General features: G+C 71.5%; 21 protein-coding genes and 1 pseudogene. 14 read left to right on the plus strand and 8 right to left on the minus strand.

Annotated elements, in window-relative coordinates; translation table 11 throughout:
- A partial coding sequence (locus tag IE136_RS17240) for a transposase (protein ID WP_189600797.1) occupies positions 1-311 on the plus strand: 311 nt, incomplete at its 5' end.
- On the opposite strand, the gene IE136_RS17245 is transcribed toward IE136_RS17240, so the two are convergent.
- Complete coding sequence (locus IE136_RS17245) at positions 308-1,075, minus strand: SIS domain-containing protein (RefSeq protein WP_158989088.1); 768 nt, start codon at positions 1,073-1,075, stop codon at positions 308-310. The genes IE136_RS17240 and IE136_RS17245 overlap by 4 nt on opposite strands.
- A gap of 150 nt (positions 1,076-1,225) precedes the next feature.
- Between IE136_RS17245 and IE136_RS17250 the strand changes: the two genes are divergently transcribed.
- The 6 genes from IE136_RS17250 (at position 1,226) to IE136_RS35775 (ending at position 6,611) form a co-directional block, all read left to right on the plus strand.
- Positions 1,226-1,918, plus strand: a complete 693-nt coding sequence (locus IE136_RS17250) for an iron-dependent transcriptional repressor DtxR (protein ID WP_158989090.1) — start codon at positions 1,226-1,228, stop codon at positions 1,916-1,918.
- 602 nt (positions 1,919-2,520) lie between these two features.
- Positions 2,521-3,429 (plus strand): alpha/beta fold hydrolase, encoded by a 909-nt coding sequence (locus tag IE136_RS17255; RefSeq protein ID WP_189600798.1) that lies wholly within the window; start codon positions 2,521-2,523, stop codon positions 3,427-3,429.
- A gap of 124 nt (positions 3,430-3,553) precedes the next feature.
- Positions 3,554-4,780 carry an FG-GAP-like repeat-containing protein gene (locus IE136_RS17260; RefSeq protein ID WP_189600799.1) on the plus strand — a complete coding sequence of 409 codons (1,227 nt, stop codon included), beginning with the start codon at positions 3,554-3,556 and terminating at the stop codon, positions 4,778-4,780.
- 173 nt (positions 4,781-4,953) lie between these two features.
- Entirely contained in the window at positions 4,954-5,376 is a 423-nt protein-coding gene (locus tag IE136_RS17265; protein ID WP_189600800.1) for a hypothetical protein, read from the plus strand.
- Positions 5,377-5,656: 280 nt separating this feature from the next.
- Complete coding sequence (locus IE136_RS35770) at positions 5,657-5,932, plus strand: transposase (protein ID WP_229818923.1); 276 nt, start codon at positions 5,657-5,659, stop codon at positions 5,930-5,932.
- Positions 5,933-5,987: 55 nt separating this feature from the next.
- Positions 5,988-6,611: a transposase gene (locus tag IE136_RS35775; RefSeq protein WP_229818924.1), complete on the plus strand. Its 624-nt coding sequence runs from the start codon at positions 5,988-5,990 to the stop codon at positions 6,609-6,611.
- 230 nt (positions 6,612-6,841) lie between these two features.
- Here the strand turns inward: IE136_RS35775 and IE136_RS35780 are convergent.
- Positions 6,842-7,087, minus strand: a pseudogene (locus IE136_RS35780) (helix-turn-helix domain-containing protein); the annotation flags it as partial.
- Between IE136_RS35780 and IE136_RS17280 the strand changes: the two are divergent.
- The 5 genes from IE136_RS17280 to IE136_RS17300 all read left to right on the plus strand — a co-directional run bounded on the left by IE136_RS17280 (position 7,086) and on the right by IE136_RS17300 (position 13,217).
- Positions 7,086-7,496 carry a hypothetical protein gene (locus IE136_RS17280; protein ID WP_189600802.1) on the plus strand — a complete coding sequence of 137 codons (411 nt, stop codon included), beginning with the start codon at positions 7,086-7,088 and terminating at the stop codon, positions 7,494-7,496. The pseudogene IE136_RS35780 and the gene IE136_RS17280 sit on opposite strands and share 2 nt — an antisense overlap.
- Before the next feature lie 157 nt (positions 7,497-7,653).
- The gene (locus tag IE136_RS17285; protein ID WP_229818925.1) at positions 7,654-8,631 is read left to right on the plus strand and encodes a hypothetical protein; all 978 of its coding nucleotides are present in this window, start codon (positions 7,654-7,656) and stop codon (positions 8,629-8,631) included.
- A 407-nt stretch (positions 8,632-9,038) separates the two neighbouring features.
- Positions 9,039-11,192, plus strand: a complete 2,154-nt coding sequence (gene helR / locus IE136_RS17290) for an RNA polymerase recycling motor ATPase HelR (protein WP_158989106.1) — start codon at positions 9,039-9,041, stop codon at positions 11,190-11,192.
- Positions 11,193-11,500: 308 nt separating this feature from the next.
- Positions 11,501-11,755, plus strand: a complete 255-nt coding sequence (locus IE136_RS17295) for a DUF1843 domain-containing protein (RefSeq protein ID WP_158989108.1) — start codon at positions 11,501-11,503, stop codon at positions 11,753-11,755.
- Complete coding sequence (locus IE136_RS17300) at positions 11,748-13,217, plus strand: radical SAM/SPASM domain-containing protein (protein ID WP_189600804.1); 1,470 nt, start codon at positions 11,748-11,750, stop codon at positions 13,215-13,217. Before IE136_RS17295 ends, IE136_RS17300 begins: the two co-directional genes overlap by 8 nt.
- A gap of 92 nt (positions 13,218-13,309) precedes the next feature.
- Here the strand turns inward: IE136_RS17300 and IE136_RS17305 are convergent, their stop codons facing one another.
- From IE136_RS17305 to IE136_RS17325, 5 genes are all read right to left on the minus strand, one after another.
- Entirely contained in the window at positions 13,310-13,765 is a 456-nt protein-coding gene (locus IE136_RS17305; RefSeq protein ID WP_158989112.1) for a subtilase-type protease inhibitor, read from the minus strand.
- A gap of 306 nt (positions 13,766-14,071) precedes the next feature.
- The gene (locus IE136_RS17310) at positions 14,072-14,974 is read right to left on the minus strand and encodes an endonuclease/exonuclease/phosphatase family protein (RefSeq protein WP_158989114.1); all 903 of its coding nucleotides are present in this window, start codon (positions 14,972-14,974) and stop codon (positions 14,072-14,074) included.
- Between the two features lie 117 nt (positions 14,975-15,091).
- A complete protein-coding gene (locus tag IE136_RS17315; protein WP_189600806.1) occupies positions 15,092-16,756 on the minus strand; it encodes a transporter in 1,665 nt (554 codons plus the stop codon).
- Entirely contained in the window at positions 16,753-17,598 is an 846-nt protein-coding gene (locus IE136_RS17320) for an ABC transporter ATP-binding protein (RefSeq protein WP_158989116.1), read from the minus strand. The genes IE136_RS17315 and IE136_RS17320 overlap by 4 nt, the downstream gene beginning before the upstream one ends.
- Positions 17,599-17,678: 80 nt before the next feature.
- Positions 17,679-18,344, minus strand: coding sequence for a bifunctional DNA primase/polymerase (locus IE136_RS17325; RefSeq protein WP_158989118.1), 666 nt, complete (start codon positions 18,342-18,344; stop codon positions 17,679-17,681).
- 278 nt (positions 18,345-18,622) lie between these two features.
- On the opposite strand from IE136_RS17325, the gene IE136_RS17330 reads away from it, so the two are divergent.
- Positions 18,623-20,005 (plus strand): NsdA family TPR-like regulatory protein, encoded by a 1,383-nt coding sequence (locus tag IE136_RS17330; RefSeq protein ID WP_158989120.1) that lies wholly within the window; start codon positions 18,623-18,625, stop codon positions 20,003-20,005.
- A 167-nt stretch (positions 20,006-20,172) separates the two neighbouring features.
- Positions 20,173-21,594, plus strand: a complete 1,422-nt coding sequence (locus IE136_RS17335) for a hypothetical protein (protein WP_189600807.1) — start codon at positions 20,173-20,175, stop codon at positions 21,592-21,594.
- Positions 21,595-21,665: 71 nt separating this feature from the next.
- Here IE136_RS17335 and IE136_RS17340 read toward each other — a convergent pair whose 3' ends face one another.
- Positions 21,666-22,964, minus strand: a complete 1,299-nt coding sequence (locus IE136_RS17340; RefSeq protein WP_158989124.1) for an ABC transporter substrate-binding protein — start codon at positions 22,962-22,964, stop codon at positions 21,666-21,668.
- Positions 22,965-23,104: the final 140 nt, after the last annotated feature.

Below are 23,104 nucleotides of genomic sequence, written 5' to 3' on the forward strand. Positions count from 1 at the left end.
TGGACAACTACGTCACCCACAAGACGCCCGCCGTCAAGAAGTGGCTGTTGGCGCACCCGCGCTTCCACATGCACTTCACGCCGACGAGTTCGTCCTGGCTGAACGTGGTGGAGCGGTGGTTCGCCGAGCTGACACAGAAGAAGCTCAAGCGCGGTGTCCACCGCTCCGTCCAGGCCCTCGAACGCGACATCCGTTCCTGGCTCGCCGACTGGAACGAGCACCCCAGGCCGTTCGTCTGGACGAAGACCGCCGACGAGATCCTCGACAAAGTAGCCGCCTACTGCCGACGAATCTCCGACTCAGGTCACTAGTGACGGAAGAAGATGCGGTCGCGGTACTCGTTCATCACGCGTCCGTTCCACTCGTGTCCGCCGTCGACGTTGCCGGAGCGCAGCAGCGGCGGCTCGATGCCGAGACGGACCAGCTCCTCGGCGGCCGCGGCCGTCATGGCCTGCATCAGCGCACTGGTGACGACGGTGGAAGCGGGGGCGAACGGTGCCTCGATGCCCTCGTGGGTGAGCTCCGCGTCCCCGACGGCGATCTTGGAGTCGAGGACGATGTCGCAGTGGTCCTTCAGGAACGTCCCCGAGACGTGCCGGGACTTCGTCTCCGTCGCGTACGCCACGGAGGTCACGCCGATCACGGTGAGGCCGAGCGCCCGCGCGTTCATCGCCATCTCCACCGGCAGGGCGTTGCGACCGGAGAGCGAGATGATGATCAGTACGTCTCCGGCCTTGGCGGGCGAGGAGTCGAGGACCGCGCCCGCGAGGCCGTCGACCCGTTCCAGGGCGGAGCCGAGCGTGGCGGGCATGACGTCGACGCCGACGACACCGGGCACGGCGAGCAGGTTCATCAGGGCGAGTCCGCCCGCCCGGTAGACGACGTCCTGGGCGGCCAGCGAGGAGTGGCCGGCGCCGAAGGCGAAGAGGCGGCCGCCGGCGGCGACGGCTTCGGCGATCGCGGTGCCCGCGGCGGCGATCTCCCCGGCGTCCTCGTCGCGGACCTGCCGCAGCAGGCCGATGGCGGCGTCGAAGAACTGCCCGGCCAGCTTGGACTCGCGCGCGCTGTCGCCCATTCCCGAAGCTCCTTCTCGCTGGTGTCGCGGATCACGGTGCGGTCTGGACCATTGCTCTGTCAATACCGCCTTGTCCGGGCGCGGCACGGTTGTCGGTGCGATGCGTCAGAATTGGTGCAGGGCCAGCGCACGACTCATCGAGGGGCACGTATGTCCGGACTGATCGACACGACGGAGATGTATCTCCGCACCATCCTCGAGCTCGAAGAGGAAGGTGTGGTCCCGATGCGCGCCCGGATCGCGGAGAGGCTCGACCAGAGCGGCCCCACGGTGAGCCAGACGGTGGCCCGGATGGAGCGCGACGGGCTGGTGACCGTCGCGGGCGACCGTCATCTGGAACTGACGGAGGAGGGCCGCCGTCTCGCCACGCGCGTGATGCGCAAGCACCGCCTCGCCGAGTGCCTGCTCGTCGACGTGATCGGCCTGGAGTGGGAGCAGGTCCACGCCGAGGCCTGCCGCTGGGAGCACGTGATGAGCGAGGCCGTGGAGCGGCGGGTGCTCGAGCTGCTGCGGCACCCGACGGAGTCGCCGTACGGCAATCCGATCCCGGGTCTGGAGGAGCTGGGCGAGAAGGCCGGGGCGGAGGCGTTCCTGGACGACTCCATGGTGTCGCTGGCCGAGCTGGACCCGGGCCAGGAGGGCAAGACGGTGATCGTCCGCCGGATCGGCGAGCCGATCCAGACGGACGCCCAGCTGATGTACACCCTGCGGCGGGCGGGCGTACAGCCCGGTTCCGTGGTGAGCGTGACGGAGTCGGCCGGCGGCATCCTCGTCGGCAGCAGCGGCGAGGCGGCCGAGCTGGGCTCCGACGTGGCGGCGCACGTCTTCGTCGCCAAGCGCTAGGTCGCATCCGGAAGGTAGCGCCGTCTGCCCGCGGGCCAGGCGCGACTTTACGGATTCGGCCTAGGTCTCAAGGCCTCGGCGCCTTGTCGTGAGGCGGTGTTCCGCGCGCGGCCGTCAGGCCCTTCGGCCTCGCGCGGCGGAGCAGCCGCCCCGTCACGCCCTCCCAGTGTCCCGCTGTGACGCGCGTGCCGCTCCGTCGTCGTGCGCCGTCGCACTCCGCGGCCCGATTTACGGCGGAATCACCACGCCCCACCCCTCGGCGTGCCAGTCTTGGTTCAGCCGTACGGCCGGGGAGGGGTGTGCGATGCAGGCGTCCGGGGTGGTGCGTCTTCAGACAGAGGGCCCCGGCGCCCATGGGCGCCGGGGCCTGTCCTCCCCTGTGCTGACCCGGAGCCCCGAGCTCCCAGGGTCATTCCCGCGGACCGTTTTTCCCCGAGCGGTCCGCCTCCCGCTGAAGATCTCCCCTCGGCGGCGCGCGTCAACCCTTGAGCGCCGTCACTCGAACGAGGGGTGTTACGCGGCAGAACCACATTTTCGAATACAGGTTCGATAGTCTGGCGGCGCTCGACACGCTCGATGGGAAAGAGGGGGTGCCAGGAAACATGGTCCGACGTCTCGACGTGACCGGAGCCGACGGCGTACGCCTGGCTGCCTGGGAGTTCACGGAGCAGGGGCATGAGAAGGGGCGGGGGCGGGCCCGCCCGCGAGACGATCGCGATCCCCGTGCGCGGGCGGGGAGCTCGGCGGCCTTACTCCTCCACGGCCTCATGGGGCGCGCCTCCCACTGGGCCCCCACCGCCCGCTGGCTCGCCGCCCGCCACCGGACGGTCGCGCTCGACCAGCGGGGCCACGGCGGCAGCGACAAGCCCGCCGCGGGACCCTTCACCCGCGAGGTGTACGTCGCCGACGCCGTCGCCACGATCGAGCAGCTCGGCCTCGGCCCGGTCACCCTCATCGGCCACTCCATGGGCGCCCTGACCGCCTGGCAGCTCGCCGCCGAGCGAGCGGACCTGGTGCGAGCCCTGGTCATCTGCGACATGCGGGCATCGGCCCTGGGGGCGGCCTCGCAGCGCGAGTGGCAGGACTGGTTCCGCCGCTGGCCCGTGCCCTTCGCCTCGCTCGCCGACGTACGGAAGTGGTTCGCCGAGGACGACCCCTGGGTCGAGCGGCCCAACCCGGCCCGCGGCGAGTTCTTCGCCGAGGTGATGACCGAGGGCCCCGACGGCTGGTACCCGGTCTTCGACCCCGCCCAGATGCTGACCTCCCGCGCCACCTGGGTCCACGACGCCCACTGGGACTCCCTCGCCCAGGTCCGCTGCCCGACCCTCGTCGTCCGCGGCCTGGACGGCGAACTGGGCCGCGCGGAGGCCCAGGAGATGGTCCGCGTCCTCCCCCACGGCGCCTACGCCGAGATCCCGGACGCCGGCCACCTCCTCCACTACGAACGCGACCACGCGGACGCATGGCGCGCCGCGATCGACCCGTTCCTGACCGGCGTGCTCACGTCGTGAGGCCCAGACCTCCGCGTGGGCCTTCGCGAGACGTGGACCCGCGCTGAGGGGTGTCCTTGGGGCAGGGTACGGTGCCCTCGCGGCGCGTCGAGGACCTCTCCGCGCCGCACCTGGGAGGGAATGAATGCGCGCAACTTTGCTGCGGCGCCTGGCCGCGGTGGCCACGACGCTGGGGCTCACCTCGCTCGGTCTGCTCAGCGCGGGCTCGACGCCCGCGCAGGCCGCGATCAGCGACTGCCCGTCGGGTTACTTCTGTGCGTGGAAGACCGACAACGGCACCGGCACGATGTACAAGACGAACGTGAACACGGCGACGCTGGGCGCCTGGGACAACACGTTCCGCTCGGTCGTCAACCGCACGTCCAAGTTCGTCTGTATGTACGACGACCAGAACTACGGCATGAACGGCATGGTCTCCACGCGGGAGCCCGACCCGGCGGGCACCGAGTGGGGCGGCCCCGGAAGCAATTCCGTCAGTTCGCTCAAGTTCGTCCCCACCGAGCGGGAGTGTGTCCTGCCGGCCCACCCCACCACCTGGTACGCGGGTGCGACCCCCACGGCCAAAGGCTTCGGCGACCTGACCGCGGACCGGCGTGCGGACGTTCTCGTCCGGGACAAGGCCGGCCGCCTGTGGTTCCTGTCCGGTGACAACACCGTGAAGCTGGTGGGCACCGGCGGCTGGAACGTCTTCAACGCCCTCGTCCGGCACGGCGACTACAGCCGTGACGGCCGAGAGGACGTCATCGCCCGCGAGACGGCCACCGGAAAGCTGTGGCTGTACCCCGGCACCGGAACCGGCACGCTCGGCAGCCGCAAGCTGATCGGCACCGGCGGCTGGAACGCCATGAGCCGGCTCGTCGGCTTCGGCGACCTGAACGGCGACAGCCGCTCGGACCTCGTCGCCGTGGAGAAGTCCACCGGCAAGCTGTGGCTGTATCCCGGCACGGCCACCGGCACCCTCGGAGCCCGTACGCTCCTGGGCAGTGGCGGCTGGAACGCCATGAACGCGCTGGTCGGCGCGGGCGACATGAACGGCGACGGCCGAAGCGACCTGGTCGCCCGCGAGGCCTCCACCGGCAAGCTCTGGCTCTACCCGGGCAAGACCAGCGCCTTCGGCGCCCGCGTCCTGATCGGCTCCGGCGGCTGGAACTCTATGGAGACGATCCTCGGTGTCGGCGACTTCGGCGGCGACGGTCACAACGACATCGCCACCATCACCAACGCCAACTACTACAACGAGGCGTGCCGGGGGGTGGGTTGCCTGGTCATGTACAAGGGCACCGGCACCGGCGCCCTTGCCCCCGGTTCGGTCGAGGGCACGGACTGGTGGCATCTGAACGGCATCTTCTGATCCAGTGACGGTGACATGAGGGCCTCCACCCCCCGGGTGGAGGCCCTCGGAAGTCGTTTCTCCACCGATCACGGTGGGCGTGAGTTCGAGTGTGACTGCCCGGCAGGGTGATCTTTCGGCGGTCTGGGTATCAAGCCAAGGGTGATCGGCGGGCGCGAGGGGGCGGACTTCGAATGGGGGCAGCGGACGAGCAGGACCTTGAGGACGGGGAAGACTGGCTGACGAAGGCCGAAGTCCGGGAGATCTGGCCGCAGATCAGGCCGAGCAGCATCAGGGCCGTGGCGCGGGCCAACAGCGTACGTACCTCGGCTGCGCCCTCCCCGGACCTGACCCGCGAGCCGACCTACCACGCGGCCGACGTACGCCACGTGGCCGCGCGGATCGCCCGGGGCGAGGCCGATGTCGCGCCCTGGCAGCGCGCCGACTCCGACGCTGCACGCGACGACGCCACACCCGGCCCACCGGTTCGGCAGCCCGTCAGTTGGGGGCCCGAGAACGTGCCGGGGCTGATCCTGCTGGTAATCATCGTGGGGCTGATCCTCTGGGGCCTGACCTCTCCCGACAACCACGGCACAGTAACGGACTTCGTGCGCTGAGTGCGCTAACTAGCGGTTGCTCTATCGATCTTGGTGATCGTGAGTTCGAGTCTGCCGACTCGGTCGGGCGATCTCCTGGTCGGCAGGGCATGAAAGTGGGGCCTCCCGTACAGCTCGTGGGTGTCGAATCCAGTCGAGCAACAGGAGGCCCCTGGTGCCGCAGTTTTCCGTCTCCGTGACATTGCCGTCCAACTCCGCGCCCATGTCGTGTGATTGCTCGCTCACCGGTTCGGGGAACGCCGGGGACCGGCCGCACAGGCGTCCGAGGTGCCCCTCGGACATGACCGACGCGGAGTGGGCAGTCGTGCGCGACGCGATGCCCGTGCCCGCCTGGCTGGAGGGAAGGGGCGGGCAGCCGGAGAGCTACTGCCACCGGCAGCTGGTCGACGCGGTGCGCTGCCTGGTTGCGGGCGGCATTGCCTGGAGAGCGGTGCCTGCGGACTTCCCCGCATGGGACCGCGTCTACGCCTTCTTCCGGCGCTGGCGGGACAAGGGCCTGGTCGCCGAGTTCCACGACCCGGCTGCGCGACCGGGTCCGCGAGGCGTCGGGCCGTGATCCGGAGCCGACCGCCGGGATCATCGACGCGCAGTCGGTGAAAGGGGCCGCGTCGGTGCCGGTTGCCAGCCGGGGGTTCGACGGCGGGAAGAAGGTGAACGGCCGCAAGAGGCACATCGTCGTGGACACCCTCGGGCTTCTGCTGGCCGTGATGGTCATCGCCGCATCCGTCACCGACCGCGAGGCCGGCCGGACGCTGCTGGAGCGGCTGCGGATGCGGCACTGGCGCATCTCGCTGGTGTGGGCCGACGGCGGCTGCACCGGACGCCTGGTCGACCTCGCCCGCGATGTCCTGCGGATCGCGCTGACGGTGGTCAGACGCACCGACGACGCCACGGGCTTCGTGGTGCTGCCGAAAAGGTGGCTGGTGGAACGGACGTTCGCATGGCTGATGCACTCACGCCGCCTGGTCCGCGACTACGAGACCCGCACCGACACCTCCGAGGGCGATGATCCGGTGGTCGATGAGCATGGTCATGAGCCGCCGGCTCGCCCGGCGAGCACGCTGAACATCCCCGGACGTTTCTCGGCCATCCAGCCCCGCGCGGCCGGGCGCTTCACCTTCGACCGCACTCCCTCCACCTTCGCCGCGACCACCTCCAGACCCAAGGCCGCCGCGAACTGCCGGCAGTCCATCTCCTCCCCGCTCCCCGCCAGGACCTCCACGAGCCGTTGGTAGTCCGGCGCCGGTGAGTCGAGAGCGAGCCCTTCCCTCCAGGCGGGAACCACCGAGCCGGGCACCGCCCCGGCGACCCACGCAGGCCGTTGGATGGCGGAGGCCCTCCGCTCCTCCGCCAGGTAGTCCTCGAACCACGCCGCCACCCCACTCGCCGTCACCTCCTCCGCGACCTCCAGAAGTGCACCTTGTGCACCCAGCAGCTCGTCCACGATCACGACGAATCTGCCCCTCGGGCGCCGCTCCCCGCGCTCGATCATCGCCACCTGGGACTTGGAATATCCGGTCTCCCTGCCCAGCAAGTCCTGCGACACCTTCGCTCGCTCGCGGTAGAAGCGCAGGAGCCTCCCGAAGGCCTTCGCGGCTCCTGGACCGCCCGTGTTCACATTGTTCACAGACCACCTCCCCGAGTGCACAGTCCGCCACAAACGGCCTGTGGCGCTGGTCACAGTAGAGCTGGGCCGGAAAGCTGGCGTCATGAATTCGCGCAAGTCACTTGACGGCGTGCCCTCTTGGGTGCCCGCCACCGGTCATGCCCTCCGCCACGCGGGCGTGCACTTCGACGCCGTACGGATCGGAGGGTTCCTCGGTGAGGACGTGGCGTACCGGCTCATGGAGTTCACGGACTTCCAGGCCGGGCCGATCGTCCGCGAGGCCACCGGCGAGAAGAACCTGTACTTTTTGCTGCCGCCGGGGTCGGCCGCCGCCCACGCCTGGCCGGCTCCCGCGCGGGCGCTGAGCCGGAGCGGCCGGGGCTTGGCCTTCGTCGGCATCCCCGCGCTCCACGGCTCGACCTGGCCCCTGGACTGGCGGTCCCGGCCCACGGCCGAAGACCCCTTCGTGGAACCGGACTTGTTGCACAACATGGTCATTGATGCGGTACGGTGACCGCGACATCACGCTCCGTGAGAATGGAGCGGCCCTCGGTGGTGCGCCAACACCAGGATCCGAGGGCCTTCACCACTAGTGGACTGGAGCTCCACCAGAAATGCTTCGGCATGCTATCGCGCCGGTACGGTGCTTCACGAAGGTCTCGCACGATGTCGTGCGTCATCCCCGTCTCACCAACGACGCCAAGATTCTGATCATTTACGTCCAGGGACTCCCCGAGAGCGTGGCCGCCAAGCCCCTCGGCGAGCACGCGGCAGCCCTGGGTATGAAGCCCCGGGCGTACCAGAAGGCAAAGGAGTGCCTGACGGCGTGCGGCTTCCTCCACGAGTGGAGGTGGCAGGGCGGACGCGGGCACTGGGTCACCGACCAACTGCTCTCGAACGTCACCCTCACGCGTGAGGAGGCTGGCGCCGTCCGCGACGGCCGGTCGCCGACTCTCCCCGATCCGACCGTCGGTGCCCCGAACGGCCCCTGCGTCGGCTGCCCTCCTACGGAAGAAGAAGACGGAGGGAAGAAGAACCTTCCCCACCCACCCCCCGAAAAGCCGGAGCAGGAGCCGGCGCCGGGCCCGGCGCCGCGAGCGGACGCGGAGCCGGCGGGGCGGCAGGACGAACCGGACGCGAACCCGGATCCGGCACCGGAGGGCGGGCCGGCCGCCGCCCCGGAAGTCGCCTTGGCCGAGCGGGTGTTGCTCCTGCTGCGACATGATCACAGGGACCTGATGCTCGGAGTCCGAGAGGCACGTGGTCTCGCCGAGATGGCGGCGGAATGGCTCCGGCGCGGGGTCTCCGCGGCAGATCTTCGCCACGCCCTCACCCACGGCCTGCCGCGTGGCGGCGTCCGCTCGGCGGTCGGCTTCCTGCGTCACCGGCTGGTCCAGAAACTGCCGCCGGCTTCTCCGCCCGCGCCTGCCGCACCGGACACCCAGGCTGCCTCACCCGCCCCGGGAGCGCTCGTGATCTGTGACGGGCCCGGTGACGACCACGTGTTCCGCCCCGTCGCCGATGAGACCCGCTGCCGCCCCTGCCGTACCGAATCGGCACGCCGTCGGACCACCCCCGAGAGCCGGCCCGGCGCGGCCCCCCGGCCCTCCTGGCGACAACTCGTGCAGCAGGCTTCCCCGAGCACCTAGGGAGGGTGCGTGTCGTCGTCCGCGAGGCCGTCAGGGGTGTGCGATCGGCGGGCGCATGTCGTCGCGGTTCGGAATCCGGGGCCTGGTCGGTGCCGGCGTAGGTGGCGGAGAGGCTGGTCGAGTCCCTCCGGCCGGCATCATCCGGTTCCGGGTCCGGGGAGAGGGGGTGTTCCTCGTCGCGCTCGTATGCGCTGGCGCCAACGGGTTGGGTCTGGTGAGCGCGTAGATGCCGCCGCCCCCGCCGCCCACTCGAAACGGAGGACTGAGGGAACGGGAGCGATGCGAAGAGGATCACAAGGAGGCGTACACACTCCTTGCCACTCTCAACTTATAGCGCACAGGGGGGCTTGCGGCAAGGCCCCCGTCATGCCCCAGAATCACTCGCCTCAGGCCAAAGACCTGCGGAAATGGGGATTCCAGACGTGCGTGTGACGACCAGTGTGTTCGACCTTTCCGGGCGCCTCGCCCCCAAGGCCGACGCGAAGCTGATCGACGGGGACGAAAAGCACTTCGCCGCCATCGCGGAGAGCCTTGAGCAGGCGATCGCCGAACTGTCCGACCGGCTCGACGCCGCGCGCAAGGCGCCCGGCGGCGTCGGCCGGGAGGCGATGGAGCGTGACATGGAGGTCCACCGCCTGACCGCTCGGCTGCGCGCCCTGCGCCGCTTCGGCCTGGACCTGTGTCTGGGGCGCGTCGTCGGCGCGGACGACCCCGAGCCGGTGTACATCGGGCGGCTCGGGCTCACCGACAGCGAGGGGCGTCGGCTGCTGCTCGACTGGCGTTCCCCCGCGGCCGAGCCGTTCTTCGCGGCGACCCACGCCAACCCGATGGGTCTGGCGAGCCGCCGCCGGTATCGCTGGACCCGCGGCCGGATCAGCGACTACTGGGACGAGGTGTTCACCGCCGACGGGCTCGAAGGGCACGCGGCGCTCGACGACCAGTCCGCGTTCATCGCGAGCCTGGGCAGCGAGCGGTCGGCCAGGATGCGGGACGTGCTCGCCACCATCCAAGCCGACCAGGACGCCGTCATCCGGGCGGGATCGCGTGGCGCCCTCGTCGTCGACGGCGGCCCGGGTACGGGCAAGACCGTCGTGGCGCTGCACCGCTCCGCGTACCTCCTCTACTCCGACCCCCGCCTCGGTCACCGGCGCGGCGGCGTGCTCTTCGTCGGTCCGCACCAGCCCTATCTCGCGTACGTCGCCGATGTCCTGCCCAGTCTCGGGGAGGAGGGCGTGCGGACCTGCACCGTGCGGGACCTGGTCGCCGAGGGAGCCGGAGCGGTGAGCGAGAGCGACCCGGAGGTGGCGCGCCTGAAGTCGTCGGCGGACATGGTGAAGGCGATCGAGAAGGCCGTCGGGTTCTACGAGACGCCGCCCACCGAGGGGATGGCGGTCACGACCCCCTGGTCCGAGGTCTGGCTGAGCGCCGACGAGTGGGCCGAGGCGTTCGAGGCGGTGGAGCCCGGGACTCCGCACAACGACGCGCGTGAGCAGATCTGGGAGGAGCTGGTCACGATCCTCATGGAGAAGCACGACGGCGAGGTCTCGCCCGAACTGTTCCGGAAGGCGCTGCTGCACGACGAGGAGCTGGTCGGGACCCTCAACCGCGCCTGGCCGCTGCTGGAGGCGGCCGACCTGGTGGGCGACCTGTGGTCCGTACCCGCCTACCTGCGGATGTGTGCTCCCTGGCTGAGCCCCGACGACGTTCGCAAGCTGCGCCGCGCGGACGCCCGGGCATGGACGGTGTCCGACCTGCCGCTCCTGGACGCGGCCCGGCAGCGGCTCGGTGACCCGGCGGCGTCACGGCGCAGGCGCCGGCACGAGGCCTCTCTCGCCGCCGAACGCGAGCGCATGGCCGGTGTCATCGACAACGTGCTCGCGGCCGACGACGACGGCGAGGGCGCGGTGACGATGCTGCGTGGGCAGGACCTGCGGGAGAGTCTGGTCGACGAGACCGCACTGCCCGCCGCCGAGCCGGAGCCGCTGGCCGGCCCGTTCGCGCACATCGTCGTGGACGAGGCGCAGGAACTGACCGACGCGGAGTGGCAGATGCTGCTGCTGCGCTGCCCGTCCCGCAGCTTCACGATCGTCGGTGACCGCGCGCAGGCCCGGCACGGGTTCACGGAGTCGTGGCGGGAACGGCTGGAGCGGGTCGGCTTCGACCGGATCGACGTGGCCTCCCTGAGCGTCAACTACCGGACGCCCGAAGAGGTCATGACGGAGGCCGAGCCGGTCATCCGCGCGGTCCTCCCGGACGCCAACGTGCCGACGTCCATTCGCAGCAGCGGCATCCCCGTCGTTCAGGGGGCGGTCGAGGAGCTGGACTCGATCCTCGACACCTGGCTCGACGCGCACGAGGACGGGATCGCCTGCGTCATCGGCGATTCCACGTTCCGGGAGACGCCCCGCGTCCGGTCACTGACCCCGGAGCTGTCGAAGGGGCTCGAGTTCGACCTGGTCGTCCTCGTCGACCCGGAGGCGTTCGGCGAGGGTGTCGAAGGAGCGGTCGACCGCTACGTCGCCATGACCCGGGCGACCCGGCAGCTCGTCGTCCTCACCTAGGGGCGTCCGCACGGACTGTGGCGGTCGGACCGCTCCGGCGCCGGCCGTCGCCATCCCCCTCCATTCGGCTGCGCGGATGTTTGGTGGCATGGAAATGGTGTGACTGTGCACCTGCCGACAACGATCCGACACAAGGGAGGAGGGACGGCTGTGTCTTCAGGTGCGATGGATGGTCCCCCCGAAATCTCAGGGTCCCCGCAGTTCGCCGTTCGCACGCGGACCGTGCCCGGCGGGGAAGGCTGGTTCACGTGCGGGCAGGGATGCTGCACGGCGACTGCTGCAGCCCCACCGAGCAGCGGTGAGTCGACGTGACCCGTAGCGAAGACGCATCCCAGAGCGGCCCCGTACCCCCCTACGGGCCGCCGATCCACGACGCGATCGCCGGCAACGATCTGCAGCACATGAAGGCTGTCGCCGAGGCGGCCAGAAAAGCTCTGTACGAGGTTGATTTCGCACCCGTCACAGCAGATCGGTACGACGAGGTGAAGGAAGCACTGGCCGCTTTGGAGGCGGCGATCACCCGGTTGGACCAAGCAGGCCAAGCGGGCCGAACAGATGGGTGACGCGGGACCGGACGCACCCGTCGCACCCAACCGGTGGCTGAGGACCCCCGACGTCCGCGACCACCGGCTCGTGCACGCCGTCTGGGAACTGACCCTCGCCTGCAACCTGAAATGCAGACACTGCGGGTCGCGTGCGGGCGCCAAGCGCCCGGACGAGATGACGACTCAGGAATGCCTGGACGTCGTTCGACAACTCCACGAGCTCGGCGCGCGCGAGGTCACCCTGATCGGCGGCGAGGCGTACCTGCGACGGGACTGGGTGGAGATCGTCAGAGCCATCTCGGACGCGGGGATGCAGTGCACGCTGCAGACCGGCGCCTGGCACCTCACCGACACGCGCATCGCTCAAGCCGCCGAGGCCGGGCTCGTGGCCTGCGGCGTCTCCGTCGACGGCCTCGCGCCCCTGCACGACCACCTGCGGGGGCGTCCCGGGTCGTTCGACGCCGCGATCGACGCCCTCGCCAGGCTGCGCGCGCAGGGGATCAGAACGAGCGCCAACACGCAGATCACCGCCGCCGTGATCCCCCAGCTGCGTGACCTGCTGGGGGAACTCGTCGCGGTAGGGGTGCGCAACTGGCAGGTCCAGCTCACGGTCGCGATGGGCAGAGCCGCCGACAACCACCAGCTGCTGATGCAGCCGTATCTGATGAACGAGCTGATGCCGCTGCTCGCGGAGCTCCACACGACGGGCCTGGCCGACGGCCTGTTGCTGCAGCCGGGCAACAACGTCGGATACTTCGGCCCCTACGAGGCGGTGTTGCGGGGCAGCGGCCATGCTGCCGAGCACTGGACGGGGTGCTTCGCCGGCCGCAACGTTCTGGGCATCGAGGCCGACGGGACGATCAAGGGCTGCCCGTCACTCCCCACCACGTCCTACGCGGGCGGAAACGTGCGCGACACCGGCATCGCGGAGATCTGGGCCTCCGCGCCCCAGCTGTCGTTCGCGCGGAACAGCCGCCGCCAGGAGATGTGGGGATTCTGTGCGAGCTGCTACTACGCGGACGTCTGCGAGGGCGGCTGCACCTGGACCTCGCACTCCCTGCTGGGGCGGCCGGGAAACAACCCGTACTGCCACTACCGGGCGTCCGAGCTGAAGAAGCAGGGCAAGCGCGAGCGGGTGGTCCGCCGGCTGCCCGCCCCGGGAACCTCGTTCGACCACGGCCGGTTCGACATCGTGGTGGAACCCGATCCGGACGCTCCCCGGGCCGACCCGGCGACGGAAGCCCACCGGCGGCACCCGGCTCCGCCGGAACCCCCGTCCGAGCGGGAACACGCCTCTCCGCACTCGCCGTCCCTCGACCTGTGCCGTGGCTGCAACTGCTACGTGTATTCCGGCACGCGGCTCTGCCCCCACTGCGGGGCGGACGTCCAGGAGCGCCGGCGCGCCTACGAGAGCGCACTCGACGAGGCCCGCCACGCCTCGGCCCGGCTCACCAGCCTGATGCGAGACCTCACCCGGTAACCGGCTCCGTTCCGGGAAGCGGACGGGCCCCCACCCGAGGGTGGGGGCCCGTCCGCTGCCGAGGGGACGGCCTCGGAGATCTTCGCGGTCGGTCAGAAGGAGAGGACGGCGCTCTCCGCCACCTTCGACCGCATCTCGCACGGGTTGCCGTACGTGGCCGACCAGCTGATCCGCCGGCCCTCCCACACGCCGTCGCCGGTGACCGTGACCGGGGCCCACTCGCGCGTACACGGGCGGTCGCCCGGTAAGGCGGCGAGCCGGGCCAGGTCGCCGTCGGCGGCGGCCAGTTCGGCACAGGCCTCGGCGGGCGAGGGGTGGCTGCCTCCCGGCAGGGGCGCGCACTCCAGGGTCACCGCGCGCTGGACCGAGGCGGTCGCGGCGGACTCCCCCTGGCCGACCGTGAGCACGATCGCCGACGGCGGGTAGAGGGAGGCCGGCTGGGCGGCGGGCTCGGCGTACGCGCTGCCCGTGAGGGCGGTACCGACGAACGCGAGGCCGGTCGCGGCGGCGACGGCGGTGGCGGCACGTGTGCTGCGGAGGTAACGCACGAAATGACTCCTTTTCGGATGCGGGTGCGATTGCGGAAGGGAGTCTTGTCGGCGCTGAGCGTGATCGCACATCCGCCGCCGTTTTCCGGCCGCTTCCGTTCCGTATCGCTCCCGCGACCCCGACCGACTGGTCGTTCGGGCAGCTGAGGCGGGGTGCGCCCGGCCGTCGAGGCGTCCCCGACGGAGAAGATCTCCTCAGTGGTGCAACCTCGAACGACCCGCTGACCTGGGGTTTCCGAAAATTGGTTCACTTCTGGAACATTTGTCGCACCGCTCGGTCGACCGGAAGGCCACGGTTCGGACCGGCTACTCCCAGGCCGCCGCGCCCCGGAGGAGGTTGTGGTCCGACATGTTCGCGGTCTTGCCCATGGCGTCGCCCTGGACGGACCTGAAGTGGTCCGCCGAGACGAAGATGTAGTCCAGCTTGCCGTTGGGGTGCGTCGTCTCTCCGGAGCGGCAGTACGTGCCCGTGCAGCCGGAGGTGAAGTGGTCCTGGTCGGCCTCGTCGACCTCGCCGTAGCGGCCCGTGCCTCCCTGGAAGCCGTAGAACTCGCTCGTCTCGGGGCTCACCGGGGCCGCGTTGAAGTCGCCCGCCAGGATCACCGGCAGAGTCCCCGCCCAGGCGTCGACCTGCTTGCGGACCGCCTGCGCCTGCGCCAGACGGCCGGCGTCGCCGACGTGCGACAGGTGCGTCACGCAGGAGAGCGTCGTGCGTCCCTCGACCGCGCCCTTGGCGCAGAGCAGACCGCGCGGGTTGCTGTCCTCCGGGTTGGCCGGCAGCTCCGCCGTCAGCCGCTCCACGGACGCGGTCTTGACGAACACCGCCATGCCGAAGCGCTTGTCGGTGTCCCACTTGCCGCACCCGCTGGGCCCGCTGCTCGTGGCGTACCACGCGGGCGCGTACCCGGTGAGCCGGTCACGCAGGGCGGCGTACTGCCCGTAGCAGGTCTCGGTGAGCATGAGGGTGTCCGCGGACCAGTTGTCGACGGCGCTCTCGATGGTCCCGGCCCACTCGCTCGCGGTGACACCGGTGTGCGCGCAGGAGGCGCCGCAGGAGTTGTAGGTCAGCATCCGCACGGAAGGCGCGGTCGACGGCGAGACGACGTCGGCCTGGGCGGCCGAGGTCATGCCGAAGGTCATCAGCAGGACGGCGGCGGCGAGCGCCGTCACCCGCCGGACTGCTCTCTGCAGGGAAGGTACGGAAAGCATGGACTGGTTCACCGGGTCTCTCTGTGACTCAGAAGTGCCTGTGCGGCACGCAATTGGCCGTCACAGTGTCGCCCGGGGGGCGGTGGGCCGAACCGGTGACCCACCGCCCCTCGTGGCTCAGCCCTTGCTGACCGCCGTCAGGATCTCCGGCAGCCGGCCCGCCGTCCGCGGCGCCGCCAGCTTCAGGCCCGCCCAGGCGAGCAGCGCGCCGTAGAGCGTGCCGCCGGGCAGCAGGAGCCACAGCAGGGACTCCTCGTCCGCGAGGTGGAGGTAGATCGTCGCCCCGATCACCGGGGCGCACAGCAACGCCGCCGCGAGCATGCCGCCGAGGATCGAGATCCAGGCCAGACCGCCCTGCCCCGGAGCGACGTTCTTGTACGCGCTGTCCTGCGGGATCGAGTACGGGAAGGAGGCCGAGGCCACCGCCCCCGTCGCCACCATCGCCCCGAGCAGGGCGAAGGCCACGCCCAGCGCGTCCGGCAGCGACGACCAGTCGCCCAGGACCGCCGCCGTCGCCGCCGTCACCACGGCCGTGTACGGCAGCGTGATCACCAGCAGGGCGAGGGCCCGCGCCCGCAGCTCGGCGTACGCGTCCGCTGCCGTCGAGATCGTCTGCGCGACCATCCAGAACGCCGAGGTGTCCTGCCCGAACTGGTTGTACATCTGGATGCCGAGCATGCCCGAGGCGAAGCACGCGAAGTAGACCGAGCCCGTGCCTTGCAAGGCGTTGAAGAGCGGCACGATCGCGCCGATCGCGAGCGAACTGATCCACGCCGCCTTCGTCTTCGGATCACGCCAGACGTAGCGCAGGGTGCGCTCCATCACCGTGCCCGTGCGTCCGCCCGGCAGCAGCCGGGCCAGCAGACCCGTACCGCTCCGGTCCCGCGCGCCGGAGCCGGAGGCGGCGCCGATCGTCGAGCCGTCCGGCGTCGTCATCAGCTTCACCAGGCTCCGCTGCCACCAGTACACCAGCGCCACCAGGACGACCACGGTCAGCAGCAACTGCCCTGCCGCCACCGCGTAGTCGCCCTCGCTCGCCGAGTCCACCGCCGCGATCGCCGAGGCCGGCGGCAGCCAGCCCACGACCGCCGCCGCCGGCTCGAGCGAGGACAGGCCACCGGCCCGGCTGAGCCGCTGGGCACCGAAGTTGACCAGCTGGATGCCGACCGCGATCAACAGACCGCTCAGGACGGCCAGGTCACGGCCCTTGCGTGAGGTCAGCAGCCGTACGTTGGCCGCCGCCACCGCCCGCGACAGCGCCACGCACACGAGGACGACCAGCGGCACCGCCACCACGGCGGCGACGACACCGGCCGCGCCCCGCGCCAGCGCGAGGCCGCCCGCGCCCAGCGCTATGCAGAGCGTGAACAGCGGCCCGCTGCCCACCAGCGAGGCGACGAGCAGCGCCCGCACCAGCGGCCGGGGCCGCAGCGGCAGCATCACGAGCCGGGACGGATCGAGCGTCTCGTCCCCGCCCGGTACGAACAGCGGCATCACCGCCCAGCAGAGCGCGAGCACGGCGGTCAGCAGCACCGCGACCGAGTCCGCGTCCGCGCTGCCCCGCATCAGCACGAAGGCGAGCAGCATGGCCGCCGCGAAGACGACCGTGACGACGATCGAGGTGACGTACGCGGCGGTGCGGCCCGCCGACTGCCGCAGTCCGTTGCGCAGCAGCGACAGCTTGAGCCGGACGAAGACGGCGGTGAGGGAAGGAGACGCCGGGGAGGCGGGGGACGCGGGGGAAACCGGGGACGCCGGGGATGCCGGGGCGGCCGTGGTCATCGGGCGCCACCCCCGCCCAGCCAGTCCAGAGAGTCCCCGGCGGCCTCGCGCCCGTTGGCGCCCACCAGCTCCAGGAACGCGGCCTGCAGCGACGGCGCGTCACCGCGTACGGAGGCGAGCGGACCCTGCGCACGGATCTGGCCCGCGGCCATCACCGCGACCCAGTCGCACAGCGACTCCACCAGCTCCATCACGTGGCTGGAGAAGACGACGGTCGCGCCCGAGCCGGTGTACCGCTCCAGGACACCCCGGATGGTCTGCGCCGAGACCGGGTCGACGCCCTCGAACGGCTCGTCGAGGAAGAGGACTTCGGGGTTGTGGAGGAGCGCCGCCGCCAGCCCGATCTTCTTGCGCATGCCGGTCGAGTAGTCCACGACCAGCTTGTTCTGCGCACCCTCCAGGTCCAGCACGTCGAGCAGCTGGTCGGCGCGCTTGTCGACCTCGGCACCGGGCAGCCCGCGCAACCGGCCGCTGTAGGCGAGGAGTTCACGGCCCGAGAGACGCTCGAAGAGCCGCAGCCCCTCCGGCAGGATCCCGATCCGGGCCTTGACCTCGGCGATCGACTCCGGGTCGCGCCACACGTCGTGCCCGGCGACCAGGACCCGCCCGTGGTCCGGCCGCAGCAGGCCGGTGATCATGGAAAGGGTGGTGGTCTTGCCCGCGCCGTTGGGCCCGACGAGCCCGATGAACTTGCCCGCGGGAAGCGCGAGATCGATGCCGCTCACCGCGATCTGCTGCCCGAAGCGCTTCCACAGCCCCTCGACGCGAACGGCGGGCACCGCACCGCCGTCCGGTGCGTCGCCCGCCATTTCATACGTTCCGTCAAATGCCTGGTCAGGCATGGCCCGTCAACCCCTTGGTGGTCCCCGTATCGGTACGGCCACACCCTAAGGGTCACGTCGCGGGACCTCCGCCCGCGGCTCTACGGCCTGCGTGACCTCGCGGCCGCCGCCTCCCGGCCGCAGGCGTACGCGAGCGGGCTGATCAGCTCCTCCGCGTCGGGCAGCCAGCGGTTCGCCGGAGTGGGCCGCCGCGCCCACTGCACGGCCCCATGGCCGCCGACCCGGGTGGGCGGCGCCGCGACGAAGTGGCCCTCGCCCCGGGTGATCAGGTCGATGGAGGCCGGGACCCAGCCCAGCTTGCGGACCAGGTCGGGGACCTTCGTGGCGGCGCCGGGCAGCACGAAGAAGAACATCCGGCGGTCCGGGGTGCAGGTCACCGGACCGAGCGTGAGCTCCATCCGCTCCATCCGGGCCAGCGCCAGGAAGCCGGCCGACTCGGGCACGTCGATCGCGTCGAAGGCACGGCCGGTCGGCAGCAGGATCGAGGCCTTGGGCTGCTTCGACCACATGCGGCGCGCCCCGACGGCGCTGCCGGTCGCCTGGGTCGACCAGTCGGGCCGGGCCGGGTGGGCGCCGGGCGTGACGCAGCTCTCGGCCCCGCAGGAGCAGCGTTCCCTGCCCTCCACGGCCTCCAGCCAGGTGCCGGGAAACACGTCCCAGTGCCGCTCTTCCGCATACCGCACGGCGCAGTCCAGCAGCTGCTCTCCTCGCTGCTTGGGGATGCGTGCGGCTTCCGTGACTCCCATGGTCTCTTCCACGGTCAGCTCAACTCCCGCCGTCACCCGGGGTTACGGGCGGGGCGGACAGCGGTGTGGCGCATCGATCCTGCACGGCGGGGCGCATGGGTGCACGGACGGGGGCGCGCGTGCGGCCGGGGAGCGGTGGAGGGGTAGCCACACGTGGGGGTCGGCCACCCGACCGTGGTCGAAGCGTCCGGTTTCGCGTGTTCATATCGGCATTGACCGTATATCCGCCGGGCAGTGATCAGTTCTCTCGCTCGCACACCGGCCTCAGGGGGTACTTCATGGCGGCCAGACCACTCGTCGCTCGTCAGCCGAACGAAAGACTGCAGGCGCTCATCCAGGAGGCCGGCTGTTCCAACGCCGGGCTCGCCCGCAGGGTGAACATGGTCGGCGCGGAGCGCGGCCTCGACCTGCGGTACGACAAGACGTCGGTGGCGCGCTGGCTGCGCGGGCAGCAGCCGCGCGGCAGGGCGCCGGGAATCATCGCCGAGGCGCTGGGCCGGAAGCTGGGACGGACGGTCACGATCGACGAGATCGGCATGGCCAACGGCAGGAACCTGGCAGCCGGGGTCGGGCTGCAGTTCGCGCCGACCGTGCTCGGCGCGATCGAGCAGGTCTGCGAGCTGTGGCGCAGCGACGTGGGGCGCCGGGACTTCCTCTCCGGTTCGACGGTGGCGGCCTCAGCGCTGGTCGAGCCGAGCCGGGACTGGCTGATCACGGGCGCGGACGCCCAGGTGGCCCGGTCGGCTGGGGCGCGGGTGGGCGTCTCCGACGTGGAGGCGGTCCGGGCGATGACCGAGGCGCTGGTCGACCTGGACCGCAGGTTCGGCTCGGGGCACGTCCGGCCGGTGGTGGTGCACTACCTCAACAGCGTGGTCGCCGGCCTGCTTTCGGGGTCGTACCGCGAGGCGGTCGGACGGCAGCTGTTCGCGGCGGTGGCGCGGCTCACGGAGCTGGCCGGGTACATGGCGGTGGACACCGGGCAGCCGGGTCTCGCGCAGCGGTACTACATCCAGGCCCTGCGCCTCGCGCAGGCGGCGGGTGACCGGGGGTACGGCGGGTACGTGCTCGCGGCCTCGATGAGCCATCTGGCGGCCCAGCTCGGAAATCCCCGGGAGATCGCCCAGTTGGCGCGGGCGGCGCAGGAAGGGGCGCGGGGGCGGGTCTCGCCGCGCGCGGAGGCGATGTTCTACGCGGCGGAGGCCCGGGGGCACGCGCTGCTCGGGGACGCCCACTCCTTCGGGGCGGTCGCGGGCCGTGCCGTACGCGCCCTGGAGCAGGCGGATCCGGAGTCGGGCGACGACCCCGACTGGATCGCGCACTTCGATCACGCGTACCTGGCGGACGAGCTGGCCCACTGCCACCGCGACCTCGGGCAGGCGGAGGAGGCGGCCCGGGCGGCCCAGGAGTCGCTGAGCGGCCATCCGCCCACCCGGGCGCGGCGCCGGGCGATCGGCCTGGTCCTGCTCGCGTCGGCGCAGGTCCAGCGGCGGGAGGTGGAACAGGCCTGCCACACCGGCACGAGGGCCCTGGAACTCCTGGCGACGCTGCGGTCCTCGCGCGGGGCCGAGTATCTGGACGACCTCAAGGAACGGCTGGAGCCGTACGCGGGGGAGCCGGCGGTCCAGGAGTTCGGCTCGCGCCTCGCGCTGCACGCGGCGTGACGGAGGCAGCGGGCGGGACGCCCGGGCCCGGAAGGAGGTGCGTCCGCCCGGAGGCGGCGGGCACGTTCGTCGTGGGTCTGTAACCGGTCTCACACGCGTGTGCGCCGCGCCGGACGCACCCGGTAGCGTGAACCGACGATTCCGTAGGTCCATCAGTAGGAGTCCCGGTGACGCAAAGCGGACAGGGTCCGGAGCCGCAGTATCCGGCGGTGCGGCCCACGCACGAAGGTGTCGTGCTGCCCGCCGAGGGTGGCGTGGAGACCGGCCCGGCCGCAGGCCCGGCCGGAGGGCAGCCGTGGGGCGGCGCCTGGGGCCCCGGTGGGGCACCGCAGGGGCAGGGCGCCCAGCCCCTGCCGCCGGCGCAGCCCCTGCCGCCCGAGGCCGAGCCGGGCGGCGGCTCGGACATGCAGGCGACGCAGTACATCGCGCCCGTCCCGCCGCAGAGCGCGCCGCCGTCCTCCGGTCCCGGCCCCCTGCCCGGGCCGATGCCGGGCTCCATACCCGCCGCGTACCCGCCGCAGGGCGGGTACGGCTATCCTCCCGCCGCCGCCGACATGCAGGCGACCCAGCACATCCCGCCCGTCGCCCCGCAGGGCGGTTCGGACACCCAGTTCCTCGGCACCGGGCCGCTGCACCAGCAGGCCGCTCCCGCCCAGCAGCCCGCCGGCGCCTCCGACGCGACGCAGTACATCGCTCCCGTACCGCCGCAGATGCCCGGTGAGCGGCAGCCGCCCGCGGAGTTCGACAACCTCTTCCGCAGCGACGCGACGCAGCACATGCAGCAGCCGCCGCACATGGCGCAGCCGCCTCGGCAGCCGCAGCAACAACAGCGCTTCGCGCAGCAGCAGTTCGCGCCGCACACGCCTCACCCGCACACGCCTCCGCCGCAGCCGTCCCCGTTCCAGGACGCCTACCCGCAGGACGGCTACCAGGACGGGTACGACGACGGCCCCGCGCCGCGCCGCAAGTCGCCCGTCGCGCTGATCGCCGCCGTCGTCGTCGGCTGCGCGATCGTCGGCCTCGGCGCCGGGGCGCTGCTCAGCGGCGGGGACGACAAGGACAAGGACCCGGGCCAGAACGTCGCCGCCAGTTCGAGCGCCCCCGTCGACACCTCGACCGAGAAGTCCGCCGACCCGGCCGAACCGCAGGCGCAGGCGCTCGACAAGCTGCTCGCGGACAGCAACAACAGCCGTGACGCGGTGATCCGTTCGGTCGAGGCCATCAAGCAGTGCAAGAACCTCGACCAGGCCGCGACGGACCTGCGCGGCGCCGCCCAGCAGCGCCGGGGTCTGGTGACCCGGCTTCAGGGTCTGACGGTGGACAAGCTGCCGCAGAACACGGCCCTGACGGCCTCCCTCACCAAGGCGTGGCAGGCCTCGGCGTCCGCCGACGACCACTACGCCGCCTGGGCCGACCAGATGAAGGGCAAGAAGGCGTGCAAGGGCGGCAAGGCCCGGAGCACCAACCACGCGGTCGAGGCGAACAAGAAGAGCGGTGAGGCCACGACCGCCAAGAAGGAGGCGGCCGGGCTGTGGAACCCGACCGCCGAGAAGTACGGCCTTTCGAAGCGGACGCCCACCCAGCTCTAGGCCATGCCAGGCGTCGCGGGCCAGGCGGGGCTTTACGGACGCGGCCTAGGGGGTGGCCCCGGGCGGGCGTTCTAGGGGGCGGTGAGGACGGTTTCGCCGACGTCGACGAAGCCGGGCTTCTGTGCCACGAGCCGCCCCTGGCGGACCACCTGGAAGGTCACCTGGTGGTTGACGATCCGGGGGAAGCCGGGGGCGCCGAGCAAGTCCTCGTACCGCCAGCGCAGTTCGGGCGTCAGGCCGCCCGTGTCGATGGCGACGCCCCGGTCGAGGGCGTGCGACACGGCGCCCGCCGTGACCGAGTCCCGGTCGAGCGACTCGACGACCTTCTTCAGGACGGTGTACGCGATCCAGGTCGTCTGCACGCCCGCGTCGGCGGGGTCGACCCGGTTGTCGGCGAACGCGTGCTGCTGGATCACCTTCCGCATCGGCGCCCACCGCGCGTCGTTGGCCTCCGGGTACCAGCCGGTGACGTACGCGCCCTCGAAGGGGCTGCGCGCGCCGCCCGTGCGGTCGATGACCGGCTGGCTGACGCTGCCGAGCACGGAGGAGATCCGGACGGCGTCGGCGCTCTCGTCGTCCGAGGTCCCCCGGTCCGGCCGCGCGCCCCCGTCCCCTGGGCCGGGCAGGCGCCGGAAGGAGTCGAAGAACGTCTGGGTGCGCTCGCCCAGGACGGCGGCGACGCAGCCGTTCTCGCGCCCGGCCTTGGTACGCGCCCGGCCCGCCTGCTGGGTGTACTCGCCGGCGTCCTCGACCGCGGGGATGTCGGTGGCGCCGCCGTGCCGGCTCTTGCGCAGGCCGGAGTCGAGCAGGTCGGGCAGCTTGTCGCCGGCCAGGGTGTCGGGCCGGACGAGGGAGACCTTGCGGCAGGACTCGGCCAGCTGCATGCCGTGGCCGGCCATGAGCGAGGCCTGGCCGCCGTTGACGGGGTAGGAGAGCGGGCTGGTGAACTCGTCCTCGGAGATGCCGTAGCCGCCGATGTACGGGATGCCCGCCGCCTCCAGCGGCGCCATGAAGGCGCGCCCGTTCTGGCTGTAGGAGCCGACGACGGCGACGACCTTCTCACGGACGGCCCGGCGGGCGCAGGCCGCGGCGCCGGCGGAGGTGTTCTGCTCGTTGCAGGTGAGGATGCGGAGCTCGTGGCCGTCGATGCCGCCGGACGCGTTGGCCCAGCGGGCGTAGGCCTGGGCCATGGCGGGCATGCCCGGCATGTTGGTGGCCCGCGTGCCGTCGGGGGCCCAGGTCATCACCGTGACGGGCTCCCTGGATCCCCCCGTGGTCCCAGGGAGCACGCCGCAGCCGCTGAGCAGCGACGCCCCGGCCGCCGCCGTCGTGACATACGCGAGGAGTGAGGTCAGTCGCCTACCGGTCATGGGCATGCACATTTCCGCCTCATGGGTAACGCCGGAGTGAGCATGGTTCGACGTGGAGTGACGTGAAGGTGAATTACCGGGGCGGACCGGCGGCGGGGGACGCGGGGGGAGGGGGCCGGTCCGCTCGCGCCGAGGCGGAA

The organism is Streptomyces lateritius (assembly GCF_014649715.1).
Lineage (GTDB): Bacteria > Actinomycetota > Actinomycetes > Streptomycetales > Streptomycetaceae > Streptomyces > Streptomyces lateritius.